Origin of the sequence: Erythrobacter sp. SCSIO 43205, from assembly GCF_019904235.1 — a bacterium.
Taxonomy (GTDB): Bacteria; Pseudomonadota; Alphaproteobacteria; order Sphingomonadales; family Sphingomonadaceae; genus Erythrobacter.
Window position 1 is genome coordinate 2,841,965 of sequence record NZ_CP063202.1, and the last position, 24,442, is coordinate 2,866,406.

Annotated in this window: 24 protein-coding genes; 9 read left to right on the forward strand and 15 right to left on the reverse strand. The window is 57.7% G+C overall.

The window, feature by feature from the left end; translation table 11 throughout:
• Positions 1 to 18 precede the first annotated feature (18 nt).
• Entirely contained in the window at positions 19 to 1,212 is a 1,194-nt protein-coding gene (locus INR77_RS13430; RefSeq protein ID WP_223071526.1) for an acyl-CoA dehydrogenase family protein, read from the reverse strand.
• 194 nt (positions 1,213 to 1,406) lie between these two features.
• On the opposite strand from INR77_RS13430, the gene INR77_RS13435 reads away from it, so the two are divergent.
• The 4 genes from INR77_RS13435 (at position 1,407) to INR77_RS13450 (ending at position 6,323) form a co-directional block, all read left to right on the forward strand.
• Positions 1,407 to 2,285, forward strand: a complete 879-nt coding sequence (locus INR77_RS13435) for an SDR family NAD(P)-dependent oxidoreductase (protein WP_223071527.1) — start codon at positions 1,407 to 1,409, stop codon at positions 2,283 to 2,285.
• Positions 2,285 to 3,733 carry an MFS transporter gene (locus INR77_RS13440; protein WP_223071528.1) on the forward strand — a complete coding sequence of 483 codons (1,449 nt, stop codon included), beginning with the start codon at positions 2,285 to 2,287 and terminating at the stop codon, positions 3,731 to 3,733. The genes INR77_RS13435 and INR77_RS13440 overlap by 1 nt, the downstream gene beginning before the upstream one ends.
• A gap of 89 nt (positions 3,734 to 3,822) precedes the next feature.
• Positions 3,823 to 5,157 (forward strand): acyl-CoA dehydrogenase family protein, encoded by a 1,335-nt coding sequence (locus INR77_RS13445; RefSeq protein ID WP_223071529.1) that lies wholly within the window; start codon positions 3,823 to 3,825, stop codon positions 5,155 to 5,157.
• Between the two features lie 95 nt (positions 5,158 to 5,252).
• Positions 5,253 to 6,323 (forward strand): phosphotransferase family protein, encoded by a 1,071-nt coding sequence (locus tag INR77_RS13450; protein WP_223071530.1) that lies wholly within the window; start codon positions 5,253 to 5,255, stop codon positions 6,321 to 6,323.
• Between the two features lie 16 nt (positions 6,324 to 6,339).
• On the opposite strand, the gene INR77_RS13455 is transcribed toward INR77_RS13450, so the two are convergent.
• Positions 6,340 to 8,796 (reverse strand): S8 family peptidase, encoded by a 2,457-nt coding sequence (locus INR77_RS13455; RefSeq protein WP_255573793.1) that lies wholly within the window; start codon positions 8,794 to 8,796, stop codon positions 6,340 to 6,342.
• 221 nt (positions 8,797 to 9,017) lie between these two features.
• On the opposite strand from INR77_RS13455, the gene dapD reads away from it, so the two are divergent.
• The gene (dapD, locus tag INR77_RS13460; RefSeq protein WP_223071531.1) at positions 9,018 to 9,854 is read left to right on the forward strand and encodes a 2,3,4,5-tetrahydropyridine-2,6-dicarboxylate N-succinyltransferase; all 837 of its coding nucleotides are present in this window, start codon (positions 9,018 to 9,020) and stop codon (positions 9,852 to 9,854) included.
• 63 nt (positions 9,855 to 9,917) lie between these two features.
• A complete protein-coding gene (locus INR77_RS13465; protein WP_223071532.1) occupies positions 9,918 to 10,088 on the forward strand; it encodes a hypothetical protein in 171 nt (56 codons plus the stop codon).
• A 21-nt stretch (positions 10,089 to 10,109) separates the two neighbouring features.
• Here INR77_RS13465 and INR77_RS13470 read toward each other — a convergent pair whose 3' ends face one another.
• Complete coding sequence (locus INR77_RS13470) at positions 10,110 to 11,441, reverse strand: dipeptidase (protein WP_370632226.1); 1,332 nt, start codon at positions 11,439 to 11,441, stop codon at positions 10,110 to 10,112.
• Positions 11,442 to 11,588: 147 nt separating this feature from the next.
• On the opposite strand from INR77_RS13470, the gene INR77_RS13475 reads away from it, so the two are divergent.
• Positions 11,589 to 11,987 (forward strand): DoxX family protein, encoded by a 399-nt coding sequence (locus tag INR77_RS13475; protein ID WP_223071533.1) that lies wholly within the window; start codon positions 11,589 to 11,591, stop codon positions 11,985 to 11,987.
• 100 nt (positions 11,988 to 12,087) lie between these two features.
• Here the strand turns inward: INR77_RS13475 and INR77_RS13480 are convergent, their stop codons facing one another.
• Positions 12,088 to 12,330, reverse strand: coding sequence for an SWIB/MDM2 domain-containing protein (locus INR77_RS13480; protein WP_223071534.1), 243 nt, complete (start codon positions 12,328 to 12,330; stop codon positions 12,088 to 12,090).
• Between the two features lie 29 nt (positions 12,331 to 12,359).
• Positions 12,360 to 12,953 carry a YbhB/YbcL family Raf kinase inhibitor-like protein gene (locus tag INR77_RS13485; protein WP_223071535.1) on the reverse strand — a complete coding sequence of 198 codons (594 nt, stop codon included), beginning with the start codon at positions 12,951 to 12,953 and terminating at the stop codon, positions 12,360 to 12,362.
• Between the two features lie 259 nt (positions 12,954 to 13,212).
• On the opposite strand from INR77_RS13485, the gene INR77_RS13490 reads away from it, so the two are divergent.
• Positions 13,213 to 14,688 (forward strand): S41 family peptidase, encoded by a 1,476-nt coding sequence (locus tag INR77_RS13490; RefSeq protein WP_223071536.1) that lies wholly within the window; start codon positions 13,213 to 13,215, stop codon positions 14,686 to 14,688.
• Positions 14,689 to 14,691: 3 nt separating this feature from the next.
• Here INR77_RS13490 and INR77_RS13495 read toward each other — a convergent pair whose 3' ends face one another.
• Positions 14,692 to 15,138 (reverse strand): COG3650 family protein, encoded by a 447-nt coding sequence (locus INR77_RS13495; RefSeq protein WP_223071537.1) that lies wholly within the window; start codon positions 15,136 to 15,138, stop codon positions 14,692 to 14,694.
• Between the two features lie 62 nt (positions 15,139 to 15,200).
• Positions 15,201 to 15,782, reverse strand: coding sequence for a fasciclin domain-containing protein (locus INR77_RS13500; RefSeq protein WP_223071538.1), 582 nt, complete (start codon positions 15,780 to 15,782; stop codon positions 15,201 to 15,203).
• A gap of 161 nt (positions 15,783 to 15,943) precedes the next feature.
• On the opposite strand from INR77_RS13500, the gene INR77_RS13505 reads away from it, so the two are divergent.
• Positions 15,944 to 17,188, forward strand: a complete 1,245-nt coding sequence (locus tag INR77_RS13505; protein ID WP_255573794.1) for an FAD-binding domain-containing protein — start codon at positions 15,944 to 15,946, stop codon at positions 17,186 to 17,188.
• A gap of 28 nt (positions 17,189 to 17,216) precedes the next feature.
• Here the strand turns inward: INR77_RS13505 and INR77_RS13510 are convergent, their stop codons facing one another.
• The 8 genes from INR77_RS13510 to thiC form a co-directional block, all read right to left on the reverse strand.
• Positions 17,217 to 17,561: an HPF/RaiA family ribosome-associated protein gene (locus INR77_RS13510; protein WP_223071539.1), complete on the reverse strand. Its 345-nt coding sequence runs from the start codon at positions 17,559 to 17,561 to the stop codon at positions 17,217 to 17,219.
• 289 nt (positions 17,562 to 17,850) lie between these two features.
• Complete coding sequence (locus INR77_RS13515; RefSeq protein WP_223071540.1) at positions 17,851 to 18,831, reverse strand: hypothetical protein; 981 nt, start codon at positions 18,829 to 18,831, stop codon at positions 17,851 to 17,853.
• Between the two features lie 208 nt (positions 18,832 to 19,039).
• Entirely contained in the window at positions 19,040 to 19,531 is a 492-nt protein-coding gene (locus tag INR77_RS13520) for a hypothetical protein (RefSeq protein ID WP_223071541.1), read from the reverse strand.
• 43 nt (positions 19,532 to 19,574) lie between these two features.
• Positions 19,575 to 20,423, reverse strand: coding sequence for a 4,5-DOPA dioxygenase extradiol (gene ygiD / locus INR77_RS13525; RefSeq protein WP_223071542.1), 849 nt, complete (start codon positions 20,421 to 20,423; stop codon positions 19,575 to 19,577).
• Positions 20,424 to 20,478: 55 nt separating this feature from the next.
• On the reverse strand, positions 20,479 to 21,264 hold the full coding sequence (locus INR77_RS13530) for a phosphatase PAP2 family protein (RefSeq protein WP_255573795.1): 786 nt from the start codon (positions 21,262 to 21,264) through the stop codon (positions 20,479 to 20,481).
• A 77-nt stretch (positions 21,265 to 21,341) separates the two neighbouring features.
• Positions 21,342 to 21,878: a DUF3833 family protein gene (locus INR77_RS13535; protein WP_223071543.1), complete on the reverse strand. Its 537-nt coding sequence runs from the start codon at positions 21,876 to 21,878 to the stop codon at positions 21,342 to 21,344.
• Positions 21,879 to 21,983: 105 nt separating this feature from the next.
• Positions 21,984 to 22,523 (reverse strand): hypothetical protein, encoded by a 540-nt coding sequence (locus INR77_RS13540; protein WP_223071544.1) that lies wholly within the window; start codon positions 22,521 to 22,523, stop codon positions 21,984 to 21,986.
• Positions 22,524 to 22,537: 14 nt separating this feature from the next.
• Positions 22,538 to 24,427, reverse strand: coding sequence for a phosphomethylpyrimidine synthase ThiC (gene thiC / locus INR77_RS13545; RefSeq protein ID WP_223071545.1), 1,890 nt, complete (start codon positions 24,425 to 24,427; stop codon positions 22,538 to 22,540).
• Between the last annotated feature and the right edge of the window lie 15 nt (positions 24,428 to 24,442).

The following is a 24,442-nucleotide window of genomic DNA, read 5'->3' on the forward strand; positions in this document are numbered from 1 at the left end:
GAGGGTTAGCCGCGCCTATTATCCACCGGGCAGCTCAAGAATGCGCTTGGAAATGACGTTGAGCATCACTTCAGATGTGCCGCCTTCGATTGAGTTCGCTTTGGTGCGCAGCCAATCGCGCGGTGCCTTGCCGCCGCGTGTTTCTTCGCTTTCCCATTCGAGACTGCGCGAGCCGCCTGCGCTCATCATAAGCTCATGGCGGCGCTTGTTAATTTCGGTGCCGACATATTTCATCATATTGGGCTGTGCCGGGTGGCCTTTACCCGCTTTCATCTCGTCCATGAATTTTTCAGCCATGGCGGTAAAGGCGAGCGCATCCACATCGAACAGCGCCATTTCGCTGCGCAGAACGGGGTCGATTTCATCGCCGTTCTTCGCCGCGTGGCGGGTCATTGCCGTACCGATGGCGGTCAGGCGATCACCACCGCCCATGCCCGAAATCATCTCACGTTCGTGACCAAGCAGGTATTTCGCCACGTCCCAACCGCGATTGATTTCGCCAACGTAGCCGGGGCAGTCCTCGCCATAGCTCTTGGGCACTTTGACATTGTCCATGAAGGTTTCGCAAAACGGGCTGTTCCCGCTGATCAGCAGGATCGGCTTTGTCGAAACACCCTCACCCGCCATGTCGAACAGCATGAAGGTGATGCCCTTGTATTTGTCATCCTTGTTGGTGCGCACAAGGCAGAAAATCCAATCGGCCTTGTCCGCGTAGGATGTCCAGATTTTCTGACCGTTGACGATCCAGTGATCGCCCTTGTCCTCGCCATAGGTCTGCATCGACACAAGGTCGGAGCCGCTACCGGGCTCGGAATAGCCCTGACACCAACGGATTTCACCGCGCGCGATTTCATTGAGGAAACGCTTTTTCTGGCCCTCGGTGCCGAATTTCAGAAGAGCCGGGCCAAGCATCCAGATGCCGAAGCTCGAAAGGGGTGGACGCGCGCCGATTGCCGCCATTTCCTGACGCAGAATTTTGGCCTCAGCCGGGGAAAGACCCGCGCCGCCATATTCCTTAGGCCAGGATGGGACGGTGTAGCCCTTGTCGCGGGCGGCCTCGAACCATGCTTTTTGCGCATCGTTTTTGAACGTGGCGTTGCGGCCACCCCAATAAACATCGTCGTCCTCTCGAACGGGTTGGCGCATTTCTTCCGGGCAATTTGCCTCAAGCCATTCGCGGGTTTCCGCGCGAAACTTCTCCAGATCGGACATTCCGACTCCTCTCTAAATTTATCTCAACTTGACGCTTACGTTATCGTCATTTGGCCCTCCCCTGCAACCTTCGAACGACGTGAAATTTACAAACCTCGCGTGCCGTAACGTCACCGCAAAAGCTCCGCGCACTGGCGTTGACGGACCCGTGCTTCGCGTTAGGTTGCAAATCGAGATTGAGGGAGAGTGGGATCATGCGATTCTCAGGGAAGACCGTGGTCGTGACCGGCGCTGCGTCCGGGATTGGCGCACAAACGGCGAGGCTGTTCGCCCGCGAAGGCGCAATCGTTTTCGCCAGCGACATCGACGAAGAAGGTGGCAAAGCCTTAGCTGCCGAAGGGCACGGCGATGTGCGTTTTGTCCATTGCGATGTGACCGACACGGCTTCGATCAAGGCGCTAATGGATCATGCTGCCGCTGAAACAGGCGGGATTGATGTCGTCTTCAACAATGCGGCTGCTGGCGGAGCGCGCCCGTCGATTGACGAGATTGAGCCGGAGGAATGGGACTGGACGATGGACTTGGTCCTTCGCTCTGTCGCGTTCGGTATCCGTTATGCCGTGCCCCACATGAAGGGGCGCGTGGGCGCTGCAATCGTCAATGTGTCAAGCGTGGCGGCCGTTGGTCCGGGCTATTCACCGACCGCTTATGCCGTTGCAAAGGCAGGTGTGTTGCACCTCACAAAATGCGCGGCCGCCGATCTTGCTCAGCACAACATCCGCGTGAACGCGGTCCAGCCGGGCTTCATCAACACCAACATTTTCACCTCCTCCATCGCTGTGCCAGACGAGATGAAGGAAATGGCCAAGGCCGTCATCGCTCAGCAATCCGCCAACGCACAGCCGGTCAAGCGCGGCGGCCAACCCAGCGATATTGCCGAGGCCGTGGCATATCTTGCCAGCGATGCGGCAGGCTTTGTGACCGGAACCTCACTGATCGTGGATGGCGGCATTACGATCGGTCCGCGCCATTCGTGGGATCCTGAACAAGAAACGCTGTTCGCGGGGCTTCAAAAGATGGAAGAGGAAGCCAGAGCTGCGGCAGAAGCGACTTCAGGAGCGGCGAACCGCTGATGGGACTTGTCCAAGGCAAATTGCCCATGCGCCTCAAGCTCATCCATGGCTTTGGCGCGGTAGCCTTCGGGGTAAAGGATGGCGGTTTCCTGTTTTTCCTGCTGTTTTACTACAGCCAGGTTTTAGGCATGGACGCAGGGCTTGTCGGGCTTATCCTGCTTGCTGCATTGCTCATTGATGCACTGGTCGATCCGATTATCGGCTATTTGTCAGACCGCACCTACACCCGCTGGGGAAGGCGTTTGCCGTGGCTTTATGCAGCCCCCATCCCGTTGGCGTTGATGTGGGTTTTGTTGTGGTCCCCTCCGGGCGATGTCGCTCCGTCACCGCTTGGGCTTCTGGGCATTATGGTGGGTGTGCGGCTGCTTTTATCGGCGTGTGAAGTTCCATCAGTCAGCCTCGTGCCAGAGCTTACCTCCGACTATCAGGAGCGTACAACGCTGTTCCGGTATCGTTATCTATCGGGATGGCTTGGCGGGGTGTTGATGATGGTGCTGGCCTACACCGTCTTTATGCCGGGCGAGAACGGCCTGCTGACCCAGGATGGCTACCCCGCCTATGGGATCTTTGGCGCAGGATTGATGGCTTTTGCCGTTCTGTTTTCAGCTATCGGACAGCACAAAATCGTCGCGAATTTACCGGAAACCAAGCCCACGCCATTCAACCTTCGCGATGCTTTCTCGGAAATTTTCGAGGCATTTTCAGAAAAAGCTTTCCTCATCTTTGCCGCTGGCGGTCTTGCTGCATACATCAGTCAGGGGATGACATTTTCGATCTCGAATTTCCTCAATATCTACGTTTGGCAACTCGACCGGGTAAGTTTCGATTGGGCGCCATCGTGGCTCAATGGCCTTACCGCCTATCCGCTGGTGCTTGGCGTGTCGGTGTTCGGGATGTTCATGATCGTGGGGCCCATGCATCACGCGCTGGGCAAACCCAAAAGTGCAGCGGTGAGTTCAATCATCGCCATCGTGCTGGGGCTTGCGCCTTATGGGCTTTTTCTGGCGGGCCTTTGGCCTCCGGTGCCCTCACTTGCATCAACCGCGCTCTTTTTCGGCTTTACCGTATTTGCCAATATGTTCGGGGTTGTGTTGATGATCTCGGCCACTTCCATGCTCGCTGAAATCGTCGAAGCATTCGAAGAGCGCACCGGAAGGCGCGCCGAAGGGTCGTTTTATTCGGGCAATTGGCTGGTCCAAAAATGCGCAACCGGTTTTGGCGCGGCACTGACGGGGCAGATCATCGCCTTCTCTCAGCTTGAGCAGGGCGCGGACCCGGCTTTGGTCGATCAGGGCGTGATTGGCGCTATCATCATCACATTTGCGATTGCAGCAACGCTTCTCGGCCTCATCGCTGCTTGGTGGCTTGGCCGCTTCCCCATCACACGAGAGGAGCACGAGGCACGCATCGCTGCGCGAGACGCGCTTCGCGTTGCGCACAAAGCATAGACGAAAGCCACAAGACACCTTGGCGCGGGAGCAAAGCCGTGCCACCATATATGCAAATCAAATCGAGTTAGACGAGAGGGATTCCCAAGATGGATTTTGAACCAACAGAACGTCAGGCCTATTGGCGCGACCGTGTGCGCGGCTTTATCGAAAAGCATATTCGCCCCAACATGGACGTGTACAAAGCGCAGGATGCCGAAGGCGACCGCTGGAAAGTCATCCAGATCATCGAAGACAAAAAGAAGATCGCCAAGGAAGAGGGCATCTGGAACCTCTTCATGCCGCCGCGCAATGACGGCCATCACCACGTCGAAGAGACGTTTGAGTTCGAAGGCCCGGGCCTCACTAACCTCGAATATGCTCTGTGCGCTGAAGAGATGGGCCGCATCGGATGGGCATCGGAAGTCTTCAACTGCTCCGCGCCTGATACCGGCAATATGGAAGTGTTCCACCGCTACGGCACGCTGGAACAAAAGGAAAAGTGGCTGCGCCCGATCATGAACGGCGAAATCCGCTCAGCCTTCCTCATGACCGAGCCTTACACCGCGTCATCAGATGCAACCAACATCGAAACCAGCATCGTGCGCGATGGCGATGAATATGTCATCAATGGTCGCAAATGGTGGTCGTCTGGTCTTGGCGATCCGCGCTGCAAGGTCGCGATTGTCATGGGTAAAACCGACTTTGAAGCCAAGCGTCACGCGCAGCAATCCATGGTTCTCATGGACTTGGATACGCCGGGCGTAAATGTGATCCGTCACCTTCCCGTCTTCGGTTATGACGATGCGCCGCACGGCCACATGGAAGTCGAGATGAAGGACGTGCGCGTGCCCGTCAGCAATATGTTGCTTGGCGAAGGGCGCGGCTTTGAAATCGCACAAGGGCGCCTTGGCCCGGGCCGCATCCACCACTGTATGCGCACCATTGGCGTTGCCGAAGAAGCGCTGGCGAAAATGTGCCGCCGACTTCAGGAACGCGAAGCCTTTGGCAAGCCGATTTACAAGCATTCCGTATGGGAAGAGCGCGTCGCACGCGCGCGGATCGACATCGATATGACACGTCTTTTGTGCCTCAAGGCTGCTGATATGATGGACAAGGTTGGCAACAAATCGGCCAAGCAAGAAATCGCCATGATCAAGGTGCAAGCACCCAACATGGCCCTCAGGATCATCGACGATGCGATCCAGGCGCATGGCGGCGGCGGTGTTTCCGATGACTACGGCCTTGCCAATGCTTACGCTCATCAGCGCACTCTGCGCCTCGCAGACGGTCCGGATGAGGTTCACGCCCGCTCTATCGCGCGCATGGAATTTGGCAAACACGCGCCACAAGCAGGTCCAACCGCCAACGCCCTTCGCGACGGGGCACCTGCTGCCAATGATACGAGCAGCTTCAGCTCTGGCGACATGGGCGTTGCCCGCTGACACTTTTGTGAGTCCCCGCGCGCGCGGGGACTCATTACCCATCGCTGCTGTGATCTGGATGAAGGAGGCTCCCGTCCAAGGCGGGGGCGCGCGATATGGAAATTGATTTCGATAAGGAAATGGTCGGCACCACCGAGGTGTCTGACAAGGACAAGCTCGATCTGGAGGCGTTGACCGCTTGGTTTAAAGCCAATGTCGAAGGTTTCGAAGGCCCGATCAGCTACACCAAATTCAAAGGTGGGCAATCCAACCCGACCTATAAAATCGAAACGCCAGCGACGAATTATGTCCTGCGGCGCCAGCCCTTCGGCAAACTTCTGCCAAGCGCACACGCAGTTGATCGCGAATATGCAGCTATGACGGGGCTTCATCCAACCGGATTTCCTGTGCCCAAAACCTATGGGCTTTGCGAAGACCCCGAAGTTCTCGGATCGAAATTCTTCGTGATGAGCATGGCTGATGGTCGCTCGCTTTGGAACGGTGCCCTTCCCGGAATTGAGCCGGATGAGCGCCGCGCACTTTACAATGCACTGATCGACACAATGGCCGATCTTCACCTCAACAAGCCTGATGAAATCGGGCTCGGCGACTATGGCAAGCCAACCGACTATTGCGCCCGGCAAATCGCCCGCTGGTCAAAGCAATATAAGCTGTCTGAAACCGAGCATATGCCCAAGATGGAGCGGCTGATCGAATGGCTTCCGCAAACCATTCCGCCTCAGCACGAAAGCTCCGTCGTTCACGGCGATTATCGCCTCGACAATGTGATCTTTCACAAGACAGAGGCCCGCGTCATTGCCGTGCTCGACTGGGAATTGTCGACGCTGGGCGATCCGATTGCGGACTTCAGCTATCTGATGCTCAACTGGCACAACCCCGCCGATGGCCGCGCAGGGCTGCTGGGCCTCGACCTCGAAGAGCTTGGCATTCCCACTGCGGACGAGGCGGTCGAACGCTATGTCGCGCGCACCGGCTATCCGGTCCCGCCCATGGATTGGTACTTCGCTTACAACCTCTTCCGGCTTGCAGGCATTATGCAAGGCATCAAGAAACGCGTGATCGATGGGACAGCATCCTCTGCTCACGCGCAGGCGATGAGCGAGCGGGTGACACCACTCGTGGACCGTGCGTACGAATTCGCTCTCAAAGCCGGGATGTCTGAATAAGCGCCGGCTTGAGGCTTCAGAAATAAGAGCTTAGCGAGACAAGCGCCCCGACATCGCTTGGCGCGCCGCTGAAATGTCCGGGCTGGCTGCGATAGAATACGCTGGTTGAAACTGTGCCAAGCGGTGAAACCCCTTGCCAGCCGAGCTCACCGATAAGCTCACGGCCCGATGGTGTCAGCGATAGCGCCTGACGCCCTGAAATCGCGCTTTCCGTCGCGTAGTCATAGTCGACAGGTAGATCGAGCTGCAGCGCACCACCGCTTACTCGCAAAGGCTGGCTTAGTCGGAAACCAAGGCTGTCGCTCTTACCAAATACGCCGTAGCGGGTGAGATCAAATGACCAACCGTTTGTGCGGATTTGCGAACCAGCAGCGATCAATTCTCCGCCAGCTGCCTGAGTGAAGCCAGCGCGGTATGATCCGCCAATCTGCCATTTCTCTCCTAGTCCGCGCGAAACCCGCCCATCAAGAAACACGCTGCGTGCGCCGTTTAATCCAAGTGCCGGGTTGAAATGCGCGCCAAGCAGAGTGTCCTTTTCAAGCAGGATCGCCATCCCAGCGGTCACGTCAAAGCCCGCCCACTTGCGGTCAGCCGATAGTGCGACTTGCGTGGTGGGACGGCGCTGCGGTTCACCGCTAAAAGCGTCGCTTACGTTGCGAAATCCAGAAAGCCATGCCCGGCCTCTCTCCGCCGATAGGGTCAGTCCCCAATCGCCGATCTGTTGGCGGCTTGCGACTGCGATTTCGCTGCTGCCGAGAAAGCCTGTGTCATTGCCAGCCTGCGGCGCGATCTGAAATGCGCTGCGCTGCGACCCTTGCAACTGCGCAACAAGACCAGAAGCGCTTTGCGCGATTGCAAAGCCCATCTGAAGATCGGGAGAAATACGCGCCGCGACCCGCCCTGCGAGCACCCGCGCCCCATACGCCTCTTCACTTGTGAGCTGCAAATTGTCCGCCCAGCCAAGTCCGGCAGCCCGCGCGCCCTCGCCCACTGTTACGGCAACTGAAAGCTGATCATTGCCCGCCGCTCTTGTGTGCCCGCCAGTTTGCACCGCGCCGCGCAAACGTTGCACCGGCGGCGCTACGCGCGAGTTTTGGCCAAGAGACGTTGTGAAAGCACGATCATAGCGGTCCGTCACAATCGTATTGATCGAAGTGGTGGTGAGCGCATCACCCATCGCCGCAGAGCCGACCGCGAATGCATCCGCAAGCGCAATCACATTGCCAGTTCCTGCGATGCTCACCGCACCTTGAGGCTCAAACGCTTCGGCAATGTCGAGAATGCCTGCGCCGTACACATTGTCTATCCCTAAGGCCCCTGCATCGCGAGCGGTGTCCAGCAGGATTTCGGCAATCTCGGCGCCGGTGAGATTTGGGAAGGCCTGCGCCAACAAGGCCACCGCACCTGCCACCTGAGGCGCTGCAAAGCTTGTCCCTGAAAACAGCGTTACAAATTCCTGCCCGTCGATACTCTCGACGAAAAGCTCACCGTCGTCATAGACGCAGCAAATCCGCTGGCCGCGCGCGGAAATGTAATTGGCCGCAAACTGCCCTGCGCGATTGCTGAAATCGGACATTTCACCATTATCATCGACCGAGCCAACGATGATTACATTGCCGCCACCTGCTGCAATGATGGAGCGCGAAAACTCGTCCACTTCATCAGGCGAAAGGCCATCGTTCCCGGCGGCAGCAACAATCACCACCCCGGCATTTGCCGCACGGGTGATCGCATTTTGCAGCTCTAGACTCGCCGCGCTTCCCCCAAGGCTAAGGTTGATCACGGCTGCGCCTGCGGCGACCGCAATATCAATACCGCGCGCAATGTCATTGTCCGCGAACACGCAACCAAGCGAGGCATCCTGCGGCGTATCCGTCCCGCATGAACCGGGCCGATCAGCTCTTAGTGCAAGCACTTGCGCATCAAAGGCGATACCAAGCACGCCCGTATTGTCCCGTGCGCCGGCGGCGACCGCTGCAACGTTGGTGCCGTGGTCATCTTCCGGATCAATGGGGCGCCCTGCCCCGGTTACGTCTTGCGAATCCGCGTGGACGCGCCCTGCAAATTCCGGGCTGTCACTATCAAGGCCGGTATCGACGATTGCGATAACTTCGCCTGTCCCGGTGCTGCCGCTTAGCCAAGCGGTTTGGGCACCGTGAAACTCAGGCCCGTCAGAGCGCCGGAATTCAGCCGTTTCGTAGGATACCGAAGACGGCGCGGGAGGAGGCGGTGGTGGCGGCGGCGGTGGTGCAGGTGGTGGGGTGGGAAGACCAGCGACGCCAGGACCATTTGCAGCCCCTCCCCCACCGCAAGCGCTAAGCGCGGCACAGGCCGCAGCAGCAGCGACAACCTTCCAGCGAAGGGGTGCGCCTGTCGTTTTCACAATCGGCCTTTGGCGCGCGGATGAACGGTGCGCGTTAACTAACATCGAACCAAGAGATGCGCCTGCGAGCAGCCGAGATCCTTGTAACATATGGGTTTTCCTTTGCCTCAGCCCCCTAGGCCGTGAGGGACATAAGCCAACAATCGTTTTACGATCAACGACGTTAACCATGGGATTAATCCGTATAGGAGCCAGCTCTCCGGCTCGCGTGGCTCTTGCCGCTTAGCTTTCTAAAAGCTAGCAAGCGCGCCGAACCACGATTCAAACGCCCCGCTATAATTGCAGGTGCGCGCCTTCTTGCCGGAGCATTTATGACCAACAGTCTCATCACTGACATCGAACAAGCGTGGGAAGAGCGCGATACAATCACCCCGACCAGCGATGTAAAGCCGCTTGTTGAAGAGGCTCTTTTGATGCTCGACAGCGGCAAAGCCCGTGTGGCCGAACCGGCTGGCGATGGCAGCTGGCAGGTCAACCAATGGCTTAAAAAAGCCGTGCTCCTTTCCTTCCGCCTCAACGACAACCACGTGATGCAAGGCGGTTCTGCTGGTGAACCCGCTTATGACAAGGTTCCCCTCAAATTCGCTGATTGGGGGGAAAACCGCTTTGCCGAGGCAGGGTTTCGCGCTGTGCCGGGGGCGATTGTGCGTCGGGGCAGCTTTATCGGCAAAGGCGCGGTGTTGATGCCAAGCTTTGTCAATATCGGCGCCTATGTTGGCGAAGGGACAATGGTCGACACCTGGGCCACCGTTGGCAGTTGCGCGCAGATCGGCAAGAATGTTCACCTGTCTGGCGGCGCGGGCATTGGCGGCGTGCTGGAACCGTTACAAGCTGAACCTGTGATCATCGGCGATGGCGCATTTATCGGCGCGCGCGCAGAGGTCGCAGAAGGGGTGCGTGTGGGCGAAGGGGCTGTCCTTTCCATGGGTGTGTATCTTGGCGCATCGACCAAGATTGTGGACCGGGCGACGGGCGAAGTGCACATCGGCGAAGTGCCGCCTTACGCGGTTGTCGTGCCCGGCTCGCTGCCCGGAAAGCCGCTCCCTGACGGCTCTGCGGGACCATCGCTCTACTGCGCGGTGATCGTCAAAACCGTCGATGCAAAGACGCGCTCAAAGACCGGAATTAATGAGTTATTGCGCGATTGAATTGGAACTATCTCCCCAATCTCTCGTTAAAACTCACAAAGGGACAGACGGAAGGGTCGACACATGACTGACAATAAATCAATGAAACCAAACGACGATGCAGTACACATTGAAGACGATGATGCGCGCGCGGCTTCAAGCCCGGGCATTTTGCGCTACATCCTCGGGATCAGCCTGCTCCTGGCGATTGTCGCGATGACGCTTGTGTGGGTCGTGCCTGCGATTTCGAGCTAATCGCAAAAGGCGAGCTAATCGCTAAAGGGTATCGGCGTCCGATGGGAGCAAGCTTTCAATCGGACGCTCACTGGCCACACTGGCAGCATGGCGTTCGGCCTTGCGCAAAGCCCGCAAGATGTTTCGACTTGCAATAAGCTCCAGCTCGACCTGACTATACCCGCGCCTCACCAGCTCTGCGAAAAGTTCGGGATAGCCGCTTACATCCTCAAAACCCACGGGCCCTGAGGGGATGCCATCAAAATCCCCTCCGATGCCGATGTATTCAACACCGATAAGCTCGCGAATATGGTCGATATGATCGGCCATGTGCGCAACGGTTGTCACCGGTTCTGGATTGGCCTCATCCCACTCAGCCATCGCGGCCTCGACCACATCAGGCTGCCCGGGATAGAGTGAATTCTGGCGCGCTTCGACCGCCTCGCGCTCGGCAAACCATATGCGCCGTTCATCGTTGATGTAGCCGGGAACCGCATCCACCATCACAACACCGCCATTGTCCGGCAGGCGCAAAAGAACGCTATCAGGGACGTTGCGCGAATGGCCATTGACCGCTCTTGCGCCAGAATGGCTGAAGATTACCGGCGCGCGCGCCACATCAAGCGCGTCCATCATCGCCTCTTCGCTCACATGGCTAAGATCAACCAGCATCCCCAGCCGGTTCATCTCGCGCACCACATCCTTGCCAAATTCGCTTAGCCCGCCATGCTCCGGTGTATCGGTCGCGCTGTCCGCCCAAGGCGTGTTGCGAAAATGGGTGAGCGTCATATAGCGCGCGCCCAGCGCATACATTTGCCTCAGCACCGCAAGGCTGGACCCGATTGAATGACCGCCTTCCATACCGATGATGGACGCAATCTTGCCCTCGACCATTGCACTTTCGATCGCATCGGCGTTGTCAGCATAGGCCATCTGGTCAGGATACATCGCAATCAAGCGCTTGATGACGTCGATCTGCTCCATAGTCTGCCGGACCGCTTCGGGTTCGCTCTGCAAGGCGGATACAAAAACGGTCCAGAACTGCGCACCCACACGCCCTTCTTGAAGGCGCGTAAGGTCGGTTTGCATGACCCGGCCTTGCGGGTGGCTGGCCCCGGTCCCGGTCGTATCGGTGAAATCAAATCCGTCGATCTGGTTCGCGTATCGGATGCGCAATTGGTAAGGCACATCGTTGTGGCCATCGAACACCGGCGCAATGGCAAGCGCGGCTAAGGCCTCTTGCATGGCTGGGTCCATCGGTTCCTGCACAGCTTCTTCGGCAGGTGTCTGCGCCGGGAGAGCATCGTCTTGCGCAACAACAGGACTACAAAACGCCAAGGTGCAACCAGCTAAAAGCATTGCAAATTTTGTCATTTCTTCACCTCTCTTATTGCGCTCGCAAAGGACGCTTTAGTCCGATGTGCCAAGATAAGATAACCGCCTCACAACCATCAAACAATTGGACATTCGCGCCTGTTTGGACGCAAAGTTATCGGCAAGGCTATAAAGGGGAAAACCAAATTGATCCGAGCCATTTTGCGCATTGTTCTTGCCGCGTTTTACGCCTTTGCTGGCTATATGCACATAGCGCGGCCCGAACCGTTCCTCTCGATCATGCCCGGTGGACTGCCATTTCCAGAGCAGATTGTGTTCTGGACTGGTATCGCCGAAATTCTCGGCGCGATTGCTATTGTCCAGCCATTCCATCTGCGTTTGCGCCAAGCGGGCGGTATTGGCCTTGCGCTTTATGCCCTGTTCGTCTGGCCTGCCAACATCAACCACTTTGCCCTCGACATGGCCCGCGAGGATGGCGGACTGGGCCTTGCCTATCACGTGCCGCGAATGATTGCGCAGCCGATTATCATTTGGCTTGCCCTTTGGGTCAGCGAAGTACCAATGCCTTGGGCTAACAAGAAGTGATCGTGCGATTTCCGGTAAAAGGGCTTTGCCAAATAAAAAAGGCAGCGCGCTGGCCTTCTCGTCCTGCGCGCTGCCCCTCTATTTGTTTTGCAACAAAGGCTTAGGTGAGGTGCTTTGACACCGCTGCCGTCATTTTGAACATCGAGATCTGGTCTTTGCCGATCACCGCGCCCAGCTTGGCATCGGGATTGATCTGACGCTTGTCCTTGGAATCCTGAAGGTCGTTAGCCTTGATGTATTCCCAAACTTTCGAAGTCACTTGAGCGCGGGTCATCGGGCCTTTGCCAACAACAGTTTCAAGTTCGCTTGAAAGCTGAACGGGTTTTTGCAGTGCGTTTGCCATGGATTGTCTCCCTTTGTGATTATGGCAGTTTATTCTAAATCGAAGTCGTCGTCGAAATCGGCATCCGCTGCTTCCACCCCCGTGAAGGGAGCGTAGAGCACCGCACAACCGGTCACAAATCCTTCTATTGCTGAGATTATTTCCTCGCGGCTAGCCCCCGGCATCGCTGTCAAAGGCAAGTCTGTGGAGAAAATCTGAAAGACATAATGGCGCGTTTCACCGATTGGTGGATCAGGCAAAAGCCATTCGGAATTGCCAACCGCATTCTTACCAGCACGCGGCGGCACCTCGCCTTCGAGAAGCTTACCCTTTTGCCCTGGCAAGCCCCACACGATCCATTGGCACGCTGGCGCATCGCCAGTGGTCGATGCCTCCTCAACGACAATCACGATTTCCTGTGATCCGGGAGGGGGCGCCGTCCACTCAAGCGGCGGCGCGACCGCGTCTTCTTCGACCGCGGTAAAACAAGGGTCGAGTTCCTCGCCGCTTTCAAACGCCGGGCTCCACATTTTAAAGCCGCCTTTGCCAAGCGTCTTTGCATCACCAAGCTTTGCAATCGCAAGGCCCGGATGACGCGCAGCCTCGGGCAGCTTTGCACTAAGCCAGTCGGGGAGGTCAGCCATGATTCTGTCTTTCCATGTCTATGTTGCTAGTAGGTACAAGGGGGCAAAACGAGGGAGAAGCGCGCGATTTGCCCCGGTTTCTGAGGAAAACTCGATAAATTTTGTAAGGTAATCCCTCCATAACCGACCTTTGGCACTTTTTTCGCCTTATAGCTCCCAATCAACGGCCCTCTCTTGCCCCCTTCGTGCGATCTGTGCATGAGTATTGGCGGCTTGGGGTTAGATGACAATTGAACGATTGCCGGAGTCGCGTTTTCCTATGAGTTTTAGTCCTTCTTTTGCGGGGCGTACTGCCCTTACTGCTACTTTGGCTCTCGCGCTCGCTGCGTGCGGAGGGGGAAGCAGCGCGCCACCCATCGCTGGTCCAGCCCCCACTCCCGCGCCAGCGCCAAGCCCCACGCCCGCGCCAACAGCCTGTGCTATCTCGGAACAGATCGCGTTTGCCGATGATGTCCTCAATGACTGGTATCTGTTCCCGAACCTGCTCGACAACACCGTCAACCAGGCCAGTTTCAGTACGGTTCAATCTTTCCTCGATGCGCGCGTCGCGCCTGCCCGCGCGGCAAATCGCGACCAAGGCTTTACCTTTGCAACTTCGATTGCCGAAGAGAACGCGCTCATCAATTCAGGCTCCAGCGCTGGCTTTGGTATCCGGTTGAGCTTTGATTTCGACAATAACCGCCTGTTCGTCCTCGAAGCGTTTGAGAACGCCCCCGGCTTTCAGGCAGGGATTGACCGGGGCACGGAAATTCTTGCGATTGGCACGAGCAGCGCGAACCTTGAAACAGTAAGCGACCTTATGGCGGCGGGCGGCGGGCAAGCCGTCATTGATGCGCTGGGCCCGCTCGATGCAGGGGTTACGCGCGTCCTTCGCTTTGCGCAAAGAGGCGGCACAGTTATTGAGGCGAGCGTTGCCAAGGCCAATTTCTCGCTGGATCCTGTGTCCGACCGATATGGCGCGCTGATCTTGCAAGATGGCGGGCGCAATGTCGGCTATCTCAATTTGCGCACCTTCATCGTTGGCGGCGCGGATGATCAGTTGCGCGATGCGTTTCAACTGTTTGCCGCCAATAATGTGACCGAGCTTATTCTCGACTTTCGCTACAATGGCGGCGGGCTGGTGAGCATTGCTGAAACGCTGGGCGACCTGATGGGCCGGAATAATGTCGGCAACCTGTTTAGCGAGACGTTGGTTCGCCCGGAACGAGAGCAAACTCTGCGAAATGACGGCTTTGAATTCATTCGCAACTTCCAAAGCGAGGTGAACGCGCTCCAACCCGAAGCACTGGTGTTGATCGGCACCGAAAGCACCGCTTCTGCAAGTGAACTGGTGACCAATGCGATGCTGCCATATGTTGCCTCTGACCGTGTGGCCTTGGTGGGGGCCAACACCTCAGGCAAGCCGGTCGGCCAGTTTGCCTTTGATCTTGCCGCCTGCGATTTGCGTGTTCGCGCGGTTACGTTCCGCACGGTCAATGCCAACGGTGAAGGCGAATATTTCGACGGACTGGCGAGCGTCATGCCAAACACGTGCCGCGCCGATGACGACTTCACAAACCCGCTTGGCGACCCGAATGAAGCCTCGATTTCCACCGCGCTCGATTTTTTAGCAGGACGCAGTTGTAACGCGATTACCAGCACGAGCGGCCAACGGTTGCAAAGCGTGAATTCGCGCCGGATGGTGATGCCGAACGAGCCAAGAGCTGCGCAGTATCAGATACCGGGAATGTTCTAGAGATTAGCTGGGCGTGGCCTCACTATAAGGCTCGCGGCTTGTGAAAGCGCAGCCTTGAAGCGCGCTATCGCCCAGCAAAAGCGTTGCTGTATAGGGGTAGTCGCGGTCGCTCATCTGATCGCTGCACGTGCCCGGTGTAATGGTCAGCACAACTGCGCGCCCTTCCAATTCGCCGGAAAAGCCAAGCCCGTTGTTGCCTGCAAATCGGCTCACAGGAAAACTTGTGCCATCGGGCCGTTCGGGGGTTGAATACCGCGCCGAGTGGCCATTGCCCGAAGCCGTGACCCCAATGTTCCAGAAGGGCTCTGTTCCAAGAACGGAAATCGCCTCATCAGCTGCGATCGCGTCAAAGGGCTGTGCGTCCCGGCTGATGTCTCCGGGGGTTTCAGTACAGGCGATAAGAGCAAAAGAGGCAGCGCCTAGCGATATAAAGCGGAATGCTGATACCATGGGGCGAGCCAATAGCATTGTCTGCGGGCGATAGGAAACCACCCGCAGACATGAGTTTCAAATTAACCCGGCATCAAAACCGTGTCGATGATGTGGATTACGCCATTCGAGGCTTCCACATCGGTCGCGGTCACAGTCGCGGTGCCGCCCGTTGCATCGGTCAGCACAACCGCACCGTCCGCGATGGTCGCAGTAAGCGTGCCGCCGCCAACGGTTGGCACTGGGTGGCCGCCCTCGCCTGCTGCCTCAATCGCGGTGGTCAGCGTTGCTGCGTCAATCGCGCCTTCGACAACGTGATAGGTGAGGATGCCGGCGAGCTTGTCCGTTTGCTCAGTGGTGAGCGTTTCGACCGTGCCCTCTGGCAGCTTGCCAAAGGCATCATTGGTTGGCGCAAATACAGTGTATGGGCCAGTGCCTGATAGCGTCGCACCAAGGTCAGCTGCATTGACGGCAGCGACAAGCGTTGAGAAAGTTTCATCGCCAGCGGCAACATCAACGATGGTTCCAGGAGCGCTCGCTTCATCGGCCATCATGGTGTCGTCTGCCATTGTGTCGTCGGTTTCCGTTTCGCCGGCGCACGCGGCAAGTGCCAGCACGCTCACTGCGGCGAAAGTATTGGTCAGGGTTTTCTTCAGCGTTTTCATAACGGGGATCTGTCCTTTGTTTTGCAGCCTGCAGGCTGCGATTTTACCGTTCGGCTGCGCGACTTGAACCGCGTTGCCAATTGGGAACTTCGCAAACTCGCATGAGTTGGAGAGGCTCAAGGGTACATACGCGCAGCCCGTGCGAATGGATCCAAATTTCTTTGCCGGACACCCGACTTATGACCTTTATCCCGACCAGAGCCGCCGGACTTGAGCGGCTTCACCAATTCGCGCCTCGCGCTGGCGAAAAATATGCGCAGGGACGCAATTACGACGATGGAACACCCGATAACGGGATGCGCGGCAATGTCTCGCAATTGTCCCCATGGCTGCACGCTGGCCTCATCAGCGAAGCCGAAGTGCTCGAAGCTGTCCTGGAAGCGCATGGCCCCAAAACAGCCGAAAGCTTCATCTCCGAGGTTTTCTGGCGCGTGTATTTCAAAGGGTATCTCGAACAACGCCCCACTATTTGGCAAAGCTTTACCGAAAACCGCGATCAAGCGTTTGCCATGCTAGAGGCCAATTCAGGCTTGGCAAAAGCTTACGCCGAGGCGACCGAGGGGCGCACCGGGATTGCCGCTTTCGACCATTGGGCACGCGAACTCGTTCAAACAGGTTACCTTCATAATCATGCTCGTATGTGGTTTGCGAGCATCTGGATTTTCACGCTCAAACTCGATTGGGAGCTAGGCGCTGATTTCTTCCTTCGCCATTTGGCCGATGGTGATGCGGCTTCAAACACGCTTTCGTGGCGATGGGTTGGCGGTTTGCACACGGCGGGCAAAACCTATCTCGCGACCGCCAGCAATATCGCCCGCTTTACTGAGCGGCATCCCGACGGCCCGCTTGAGGCAGAGGGCCTTGCCGAGGAAGCGCAACCACTGAGCGAGCCACAAGACCATTCGCGGTCCATGCCCAAGCTACCTGCGGGCGATCTGCCGCAAGCCCGCTTTGCCCTTCTTCTTCACGATGAAGGTGCAAGCCACGAACCGCTCGCGCTTACCCGATCACCTTCCCTCATCATTTCCGCGCCCCGCCCTGAAGCACGCAGCCCCGGCGAAATTGGCGACATCGCGCGCAGCTTTGCCAGAGAGGCAACCCAAAACGCAGCGAAAGCCGCAGCCGATACTTTTGACTGCCCAATGGTCGATTGGACCGCCACACAGCCTCTTGCCGAACAGCTTTCAACCGCTGGTGTAGAACACGTCGTGACCGCCTATCTGCCGACCGGTTGGACCAAAGACGCGCTTTGGCCAGAGCTGCGCGAAATCGAGGAGGCAGGCCGTCTCACGCAGATCGTCAGTGACTTGAGCCGCGCCACATGGCCCCATGCCAGAGCGGGCTTTTTCCGGGTGAAGAAAGCCATTCCCGACGTGCTGGGCGAGCTGGGTTTGGCGGGCGGTTAAACCCGCAAAGCCAGCTCACACCAGGTGATCACATCACCTTTTCAGGGCGCGCGTCATGCTTGTGGCGTTCTTCCTTACCGAACAGGCGCTCAAGGCGCTGTGCCAGCGTGTTCGCCGCCTTGCGCGCAGCGTCATCGACCTTGTCGGCCTTGCCGGTAACGCCAATCGGACGCCCACCACGCGGCCGCGCCTCGATTGTGCAATGCTTGTCATCAGCACCGTGTTTGGAGCCATTGACATCGCTCACATGAACTTCGATGCGGGTTAACCGCTCTTCAAAGCGCGCAAGCTTCTCTCGCATCATCTCCTCAATCCGTTGAGCCACATTGTCGGTGCCCATGACGGAGCTGTCGGAATTGAACTGAAACTGCATATGCGCTTCTCCTTTTTATTTTGCATCAATCTGCACAATCAATGTGGCGATTAATAGGCCAAATTTAACCCCCCGGCACCGATTTGTATGCTCGCGGATGCTGCTTAGGGGTAGGCGCATGATCGTTAAGCACGATGGCCAATCAAAAGGGCAAATTGGATGTGACAAGGGGCGCAGACAAGCACCTAAAAGCGACAGAAGCGGATCGGCGAGATGCCTTAAAACCTGCTGAAAGGAAAACGCCTGAGATGTAGGCAATTTGCGGCTAGGTGGTGCGGGAATTCGCCCCTCAAACCTCAGCCAGTGCATCTTCCTCAAAAGCTTCATGGTCCACCACATCAAGGCGCGCCAATTGCTTGGTCGCCTCCTTGATCATCTGCGAGGGCTGGCCTTGCGCCTTTTTCGCTTGTTCAGCGACCGCGCGCTCTAGCGATTGTGCAAGCGGTGAAGGAATGCGAACAAGTCCCAAAAGCGCATTGATTTCAGCGCTGCTGATACTGGCAACTTCCTGCAAGGTGGCGCGTATTTCGATCACCGGATTGATCTTGTCGCGAAGCGTGTCGTTCATATCGACGCAGTGATGATCCAGTTCGCTCCCGAACAGCTCATTCACTGTCGCCAGAGCCTCCGCCGTGGTGCGCACGAAATACTGTTTGGCGTTTTCGACATGGTAAAGATCGCGCAGGTGCAATTCGGTCCAGCTCTTGTCGCCTGCTTTCGCCGCCGCGCGGGCGTGGTCGATAATGTCGCTTTCTGCGGTGGAAAGGCGCTCCACTTCGGCGATTGCCGCAATGAAGCGGTGGATCGAGGGGGCAAGATCGGCTGGAAGCGATAGCTTGCGCATCGGCAAGGCTGCGACGTGTTTCTTGTAATCGGTGATTTTGGGATCAATCCCTGCCAGCACTGTCGTCGTACCCGCACCCGTCAGCACCATCGCGCCGCCAGCCAGAACGCATCCCGCAATCGCCACAAGGCCTGGTCTGGCTGTGCCAGTTGCAGTGGCAGGCAAGGCCGCGCTCACCGCAAGGCCGCCAGCCATGGATGCGGCAAAGATCGAAAGACCGCACGCTGCCAAAGCCGTGCCATTGGCAACCTTGTTCCAGTCAATCGCCAGCGTATCAAGATCAAGCCCGCAAGAAGCAAGGGCAGCAAAGTCAGGCGCATTTCGCGCGCTGTCAGCCATGGCGCCCGGCTCGCCGATAAGCCACGGACTGCTGGATGCCGGGAGCTTTGCCAAAGGATCTCCGCCAAGCGGTCCTCTCCAAGGCATAATGTGTGTTCCTCAATTGCGTGCACGCGGTTTGCTTTGGAAATGAGCAAATCTGGCACTGCACATACGTCAAAATCAGGACCACTTCGGCCCCGGTGTATGAGGATTTTCTATCGCAGTGCAGCATAAGCCAATGTGCAGTTAGTCACACTGTTACAACTTGTGACATAGGAGCGTTTTCATTCACAAGAAACAGCGAGGCGCAAAGTCACTGCGGCGAGCCAGCAGGCCCCTCAACATCGCCGTCTTCACCCCCATCGCTGACCGACTCTGCCGTTACTGAACATTCGCCCAGCGCCTCGAAGTAAGCCCGAAGCGCCTCGGTGTCGCCATCAAGCGCTGCGCGCAGGCGCATCTCTGCTTCGTTTGAGGCATCGCGGACAAGGCCGTGCGCCATGACATCGAGCCTGAAAAACTCAGCGCTCGCAATCGCATTGCCCAGCCTGAGGTCGGCGGGAAAGGCGTTCATAGCAGCTCTAGGAAAAGCGCCATCATCCACTGCATCCGCGTGCAATCGCCAGCGCCCCACACAACGCGAGGCCTCTTTGCGGGTGTAAACCCCGGTCTTCCTCGCGGCGCCTGCAAGGAAATGCACCTCGGCCTTTTCCCAAGCGATGTGCGGATGCGCCAAGGCTGGCGTGGCAGGAAAAGCGAGGGTGAGCGCAATCGCTAGGGGGGCCACCGGGTCAGGGAAATTCACGCAAGTTCCTCTTCTCACAAAGTGCCTTTTTGCAAGGCAAGCCTCAGATATTGCTTTGCTCGGGAGGAACATCCTCTGGCAAAGACGCGGCGCGATGGGAATCCTTCGCCAATTCTACCTTCGCATCAATGCCATAGCTTGTCATGCTGATCGATCCCAAGGCGTGCCCTTGCTGAAGGGTTTCGATCTTTGACCCCTCCTGCGCCGCAATACCGGCAAGGTAAAGCAGCGGAAGAAAGTGATCGGGCGTCGGGACTGCGAGGGAATAATCGGGATGCTCGCGCAGCTTCAAGATGTCCTCTGGCGCATTGTCCAGCTGCTCCTGTGCCGCATCATCGAAGCGCCGGCCCCAATTGGTCCCGCTATTGGGTTTATCCCATTCAACGCGGCCCAGATTGTGCACGACATTGCCGCTCCCAAGGATCATCACCCCTTCGTCGCGCAAAGCGGCAAGCTTTCGTCCTAGATCAATGTGATATTCCATTGGCTGCGTCGCGTTGAGAGAAAGCTGTACTACAGGCACATCGGCTTCAGGATACATATGTTTGAGGACCGACCATGTCCCATGATCGAGCCCCCATTGATCGCGGTCGAGGCCCATCCACTGCGGCTTTACGAGTTCCTGAATCCGGCCCGCAAGTTCGGGATCGCCCGAGGCAGGATATTGAACGTCGAACAATTCCTGAGGGAAGCCATAGAAATCGTGGATCGTGCGCGGGGTTTCCATCGCGGTCACCGCGGTCGTGCCGAAATACCAATGGGCGGAAATTGCAAGGATAGCCTTTGGCTTAGGCAAATTGCGGCCAATCGCCGCCCAACCTTGCGTGTAACCATTTGATTCAAGGGTATTCATCGGGCTGCCATGGCCGATAAACAGGGCGGGTTGACGCATAAGCAAACTCCTTTCCCCTTACATAGGGGCCGGGACACATTTGCCTAGAGCGCGATCATTTTCGCAATTCGCCCGCTCCCGCATAGCGTTCCCTCAAGCCAGCGCCGAGCACCCACCAGCCGAGCGCCCAGAGCGCTCCGAAGCTCCATCCTGCAAGAACGTCGCTTGGCCAGTGCACACCCAGATAGACGCGGCTGGTACCAATGGTGAGCACCAATGCCGCTGCGAGCACCACCACATAGATACGCTGTCGATGGGTTTCGAAAATCTGGGTAAGCATAAGCGCGACGGTCAGATAGACTATGGCGCTGACGGCGGAATGACCGCTGGGAAAGCTGGCGGTGCCAACTTCGACGAGGTGCTCAATCACATCTGGCCGATCACGCCCGAACGCGAATTTGGCAAGACCAACCGACAGCGAACCACTTACCACCCCTCCGGCCAGCAATGCGGCGGTGAATATATGCCGCTGGATCAGCAGCAGGCCAAGCGCCCCCAGCACGACCAGCGTCAAGACGGTCGCGCCGCCCAGCGCGGTGATGTCGATCATTGCCTGCACCAGCCACGAAGGGCCTTCGGGCACCATCGGCCCCACTCCGCCGGGCGCCGGATCGCGCATCTTCAAGAGGATGGCCCGGTCGAAAGCATAAACCCTGTCGCCCGCGAAGGCGAAGCCCAATGCTGTCACAATCAACACCGCCACCGCGCCAAGCGCAACGCCGATCATCGCCAGCGGATACCGCCGCGCAGCCTCGCTACGCTCAGGCGTAACGCGTGCTTCGGCAAAATCGCAGATGTCCTCGACGAGTTCTCGGTCGGCGGTTTTGTGGTTGGGGTTCATGACAGTTCTTTAGGTCGGCGATACGGCCTTGATCAAGCCGACGATGAGGCACTGTGCGATACCACCCTGTGAACCGGTCAATGAGCCTTCACAATCTCTTCTGCCAGAACTGCCACTCTTGCTCCCAGCATCGTGACCTCAAGCTCGTTCGATGCGCTTTGGCCGTCCGGGGCAAGGGTCAGGACCTGCGTCACCCGAAAGCCGTCTTTCATGGTGTAGCTCAAGGTGAGCTGGTTGCCCTTACTCCTCCCCTCAAAGGCCCCAAGCGCATCGGTCAAAGTCCCCGTATAACGCCCCGGCAGCGTCTCGCGAATGATCCACTCACGGGTGCGAGGCTCTTTGTCGCCCTCCTCAATCCGCTGGACCAGAGTAAGCGACCCATCCGCCTCGACCACGCCAACGCTTGTCACACCCACAGGGACGGTGCCGGAGAGGACCTTCTTGAGTCGCCCACGCCCCTCGCTTGGCCCTTCAAAGAAGGCGATGGCGTCAAACCGCGGCGTCTCGGCCACGGGAAGCGAGGCGAAGCCTTCGGGCGTGTTGGCACAGGCGACGAGCGGCAGGGTGAGGATGGCAGTGAAGAGTGAGGCGGTGAGGGTGGTGGGGTTGAGCATTTGAGGGCCATACACTAGGAAAACGTCTTCCTGAACTCGTTTCAGGATAACAGTGTTTTGATGCCACTCAGAATAGACTAATCTGCGAAGCTAATGCGCTTTCAGTTACCAATGAGCGGAAATCGCAGCGACACAAAATACTCCTGCATGCGCAGACGCGAACCATGCCGGCACCAGTCTTGCGAATTCTCCGTTACGATGACTTTTCTCAGTCTCGGTCAGCACTTCTAAAGGCGCGCCATTCTCATCGTGTCGCCATGAGGAGATCTTCGGAAACCCACCTTGCATATAGTCACCTAATGACTGCGCAGGTCCCGTTCCGTTTTGCCCGATCTGGCTCTCGTATTTTTTTGCCCAAGCCCACCAGTAGCCGTATAACTTCCACATTCGCAGCATTGCCCAGTACCATCGACGACACATAGCTACGCCGAGCACGCTCGCCCCCATAATCAAAACTGCCGTTTGATGGCCAAGCTCGTCATCACCGGTTGGCCAGAGCGATCCAACAATACCCAGAATGATTCCGTTCGCGACTGTCATCGCGGAAAAAACCAACCAAATGAGATTTCCTTCATACTGCGCACTGGCGAATGCCGTGCGGTAAAGTTCTATTTTAGCTAAGACTTCGCTTGGATCGTCCGCCAAAACGCGTTTCCCCTTCACTCCACCATCTTCACATACAAATCCCCGCCGTCGCGGTATTTCTCGGCCATTTCTTCCATGCCCGCTTCGTTCTCGGCGCGCTGCGCTGGGGTGTTTTCGCCTTTCAGGTCTTCGCTCGCGAGGAAGCTGTCGGGGTCGCTGTTTTGCTTGGCGGCAAATTCGCGCACTTCTTGGCTGATCTTCATCGAGCAGAACTTTGGCCCGCACATGGAGCAGAAGTGGGCTGTCTTCGCGCCTTCTGCTGGCAGTGTCTGATCGTGGAATTCCTCGGCGGTTTCGGGGTCGAGGCTGAGGTTGAACTGGTCCCTCCAGCGGAACTCGAAGCGCGCTTTTGACAGCGCATCATCGCGTACCTTCGCCGCTGGGTGGCCCTTCGCCAAGTCGGCTGCGTGGGCGGCGAGTTTGTAGGTCACTACGCCCACTTTCACATCGTCGCGGTCCGGGAGGCCCAAGTGCTCCTTGGGCGTCACATAGCAAAGCATGGCGGTGCCGTACCAACCGATCTGAGCTGCCCCGATGCCGCTGGTGATATGGTCATAGCCGGGCGCAATGTCGGTCACGAGCGGCCCAAGCGTATAGAAAGGCGCTTCACCGCAGGCCTCAAGCTGCTTTTCCATATTCTCTTTGATCTTGTGCATGGGCACGTGGCCCGGCCCCTCGATCATGACCTGCACATCCTGCGCCCAAGCGCGCTTGGTGAGCTCGCCCAGAGTGTAGAGCTCGGCAAACTGCGCTTCGTCATTGGCGTCCGCAATCGAGCCCGGACGAAGGCCATCGCCCAGCGAATAGGCAATGTCGTAAGCCGCACAAATCTCTGAAATTTCGTCGAAATGTTCGTAGAGGAAGCTCTCTTTGTGGTGGGCAAGGCACCACTTCGCCATGATGGAGCCACCGCGCGAGACGATACCGGTCACGCGCTTTGCAGCGAGCGGGACGTAGGGCAGGCGAACCCCTGCGTGAATGGTGAAATAGTCGACGCCCTGCTCGGCCTGTTCGATCAGCGTGTCGCGGAAGATTTCCCAGGTGAGCTCTTCGGCCACCCCGCCCACTTTCTCAAGCGCCTGATAAATCGGCACGGTGCCCACCGGCACGGCGGAGTTGCGGATGATCCATTCACGGGTGTCGTGAATGTTGCGCCCGGTCGACAAGTCCATGATCGTATCCGCGCCCCAGCGCGTCGCCCAGACCATCTTGTCGACTTCGGTCGCCACGTCCGAGGCCACAGCGGAATTGCCGATATTGGCGTTGATCTTGACGAGGAAATTGCGCCCGATCGCCATGGGCTCGGTTTCGGGGTGGTTGATGTTGTTGGGGATGATCGCGCGGCCGCGTGCGACTTCATCGCGGACAAACTCCGGTGTGATCACATCGGGAATTTCCGCGCCCCAGCTCTCACCATCGCGCACAAAATCTTTGGCAAGCTCACGGCCAAGGTTCTCGCGCTCGGCGACATATTCCATCTCCGGCGTGATGATGCCTTTGCGCGCGTAGTGGATTTGGGTGACGTTGTGGCCGGATTTTGCGCGAAGAGGCCGCTTCACCACATTGGGGAATTGCGCCACGCCGCCCGAACGGTCGGGGCCAAGTTGGCCGTTATCCTCAGGCTTTACCTCGCGCGCGTCATATTCCTCGACATCGCCGCGCGCCTTGATCCAATCGCTACGAAGGCCGGGGAGGCCTGCGTTGATGTCGATATTCGCATCAGGGTCGGTGTAGGGGCCGGAAGTGTCATAAACGCGCACCGATGGCTCATCGCCCTCAAGGTCGATCTCGCGCATGGCGACGCGGATGCCAGAGCCCGTGCGCGCGCCGACATAGACCTTGCGGCTGCCCCGAATGGGTCCGGTGGTTACGCCAATTTCTACAGGTGAGTTGATGTCGGCCATGTTTGCTCGCTCCTA

What these genes read in the sequence shown, in the direction of transcription:
- INR77_RS13500 (WP_223071538.1), bottom strand. Translation starts at nt 15,782, where the DNA reads ATGAAAACGCTGAAGAAAACCCTGACCAATACTTTCGCCGCAGTGAGC.
- INR77_RS13470 (WP_370632226.1), bottom strand. Translation starts at nt 11,441, where the DNA reads ATGACAAAATTTGCAATGCTTTTAGCTGGTTGCACCTTGGCGTTTTGT.
- INR77_RS13455 (WP_255573793.1), bottom strand. Translation starts at nt 8,796, where the DNA reads ATGTTACAAGGATCTCGGCTGCTCGCAGGCGCATCTCTTGGTTCGATG.
- ygiD (WP_223071542.1), bottom strand. Translation starts at nt 20,423, where the DNA reads ATGCGTCAACCCGCCCTGTTTATCGGCCATGGCAGCCCGATGAATACC.
- INR77_RS13450 (WP_223071530.1), top strand. Translation starts at nt 5,253, where the DNA reads ATGGAAATTGATTTCGATAAGGAAATGGTCGGCACCACCGAGGTGTCT.
- INR77_RS13530 (WP_255573795.1), bottom strand. Translation starts at nt 21,264, where the DNA reads ATGAACCCCAACCACAAAACCGCCGACCGAGAACTCGTCGAGGACATC.
- INR77_RS13515 (WP_223071540.1), bottom strand. Translation starts at nt 18,831, where the DNA reads ATGCCTTGGAGAGGACCGCTTGGCGGAGATCCTTTGGCAAAGCTCCCG.
- INR77_RS13510 (WP_223071539.1), bottom strand. Translation starts at nt 17,561, where the DNA reads ATGCAGTTTCAGTTCAATTCCGACAGCTCCGTCATGGGCACCGACAAT.
- INR77_RS13445 (WP_223071529.1), top strand. Translation starts at nt 3,823, where the DNA reads ATGGATTTTGAACCAACAGAACGTCAGGCCTATTGGCGCGACCGTGTG.
- INR77_RS13495 (WP_223071537.1), bottom strand. Translation starts at nt 15,138, where the DNA reads ATGGTATCAGCATTCCGCTTTATATCGCTAGGCGCTGCCTCTTTTGCT.
- INR77_RS13465 (WP_223071532.1), top strand. Translation starts at nt 9,918, where the DNA reads ATGACTGACAATAAATCAATGAAACCAAACGACGATGCAGTACACATT.
- INR77_RS13435 (WP_223071527.1), top strand. Translation starts at nt 1,407, where the DNA reads ATGCGATTCTCAGGGAAGACCGTGGTCGTGACCGGCGCTGCGTCCGGG.
- INR77_RS13490 (WP_223071536.1), top strand. Translation starts at nt 13,213, where the DNA reads ATGAGTTTTAGTCCTTCTTTTGCGGGGCGTACTGCCCTTACTGCTACT.
- INR77_RS13440 (WP_223071528.1), top strand. Translation starts at nt 2,285, where the DNA reads ATGGGACTTGTCCAAGGCAAATTGCCCATGCGCCTCAAGCTCATCCAT.
- INR77_RS13430 (WP_223071526.1), bottom strand. Translation starts at nt 1,212, where the DNA reads ATGTCCGATCTGGAGAAGTTTCGCGCGGAAACCCGCGAATGGCTTGAG.
- thiC (WP_223071545.1), bottom strand. Translation starts at nt 24,427, where the DNA reads ATGGCCGACATCAACTCACCTGTAGAAATTGGCGTAACCACCGGACCC.
- dapD (WP_223071531.1), top strand. Translation starts at nt 9,018, where the DNA reads ATGACCAACAGTCTCATCACTGACATCGAACAAGCGTGGGAAGAGCGC.
- INR77_RS13535 (WP_223071543.1), bottom strand. Translation starts at nt 21,878, where the DNA reads ATGCTCAACCCCACCACCCTCACCGCCTCACTCTTCACTGCCATCCTC.
- INR77_RS13485 (WP_223071535.1), bottom strand. Translation starts at nt 12,953, where the DNA reads ATGGCTGACCTCCCCGACTGGCTTAGTGCAAAGCTGCCCGAGGCTGCG.
- INR77_RS13480 (WP_223071534.1), bottom strand. Translation starts at nt 12,330, where the DNA reads ATGGCAAACGCACTGCAAAAACCCGTTCAGCTTTCAAGCGAACTTGAA.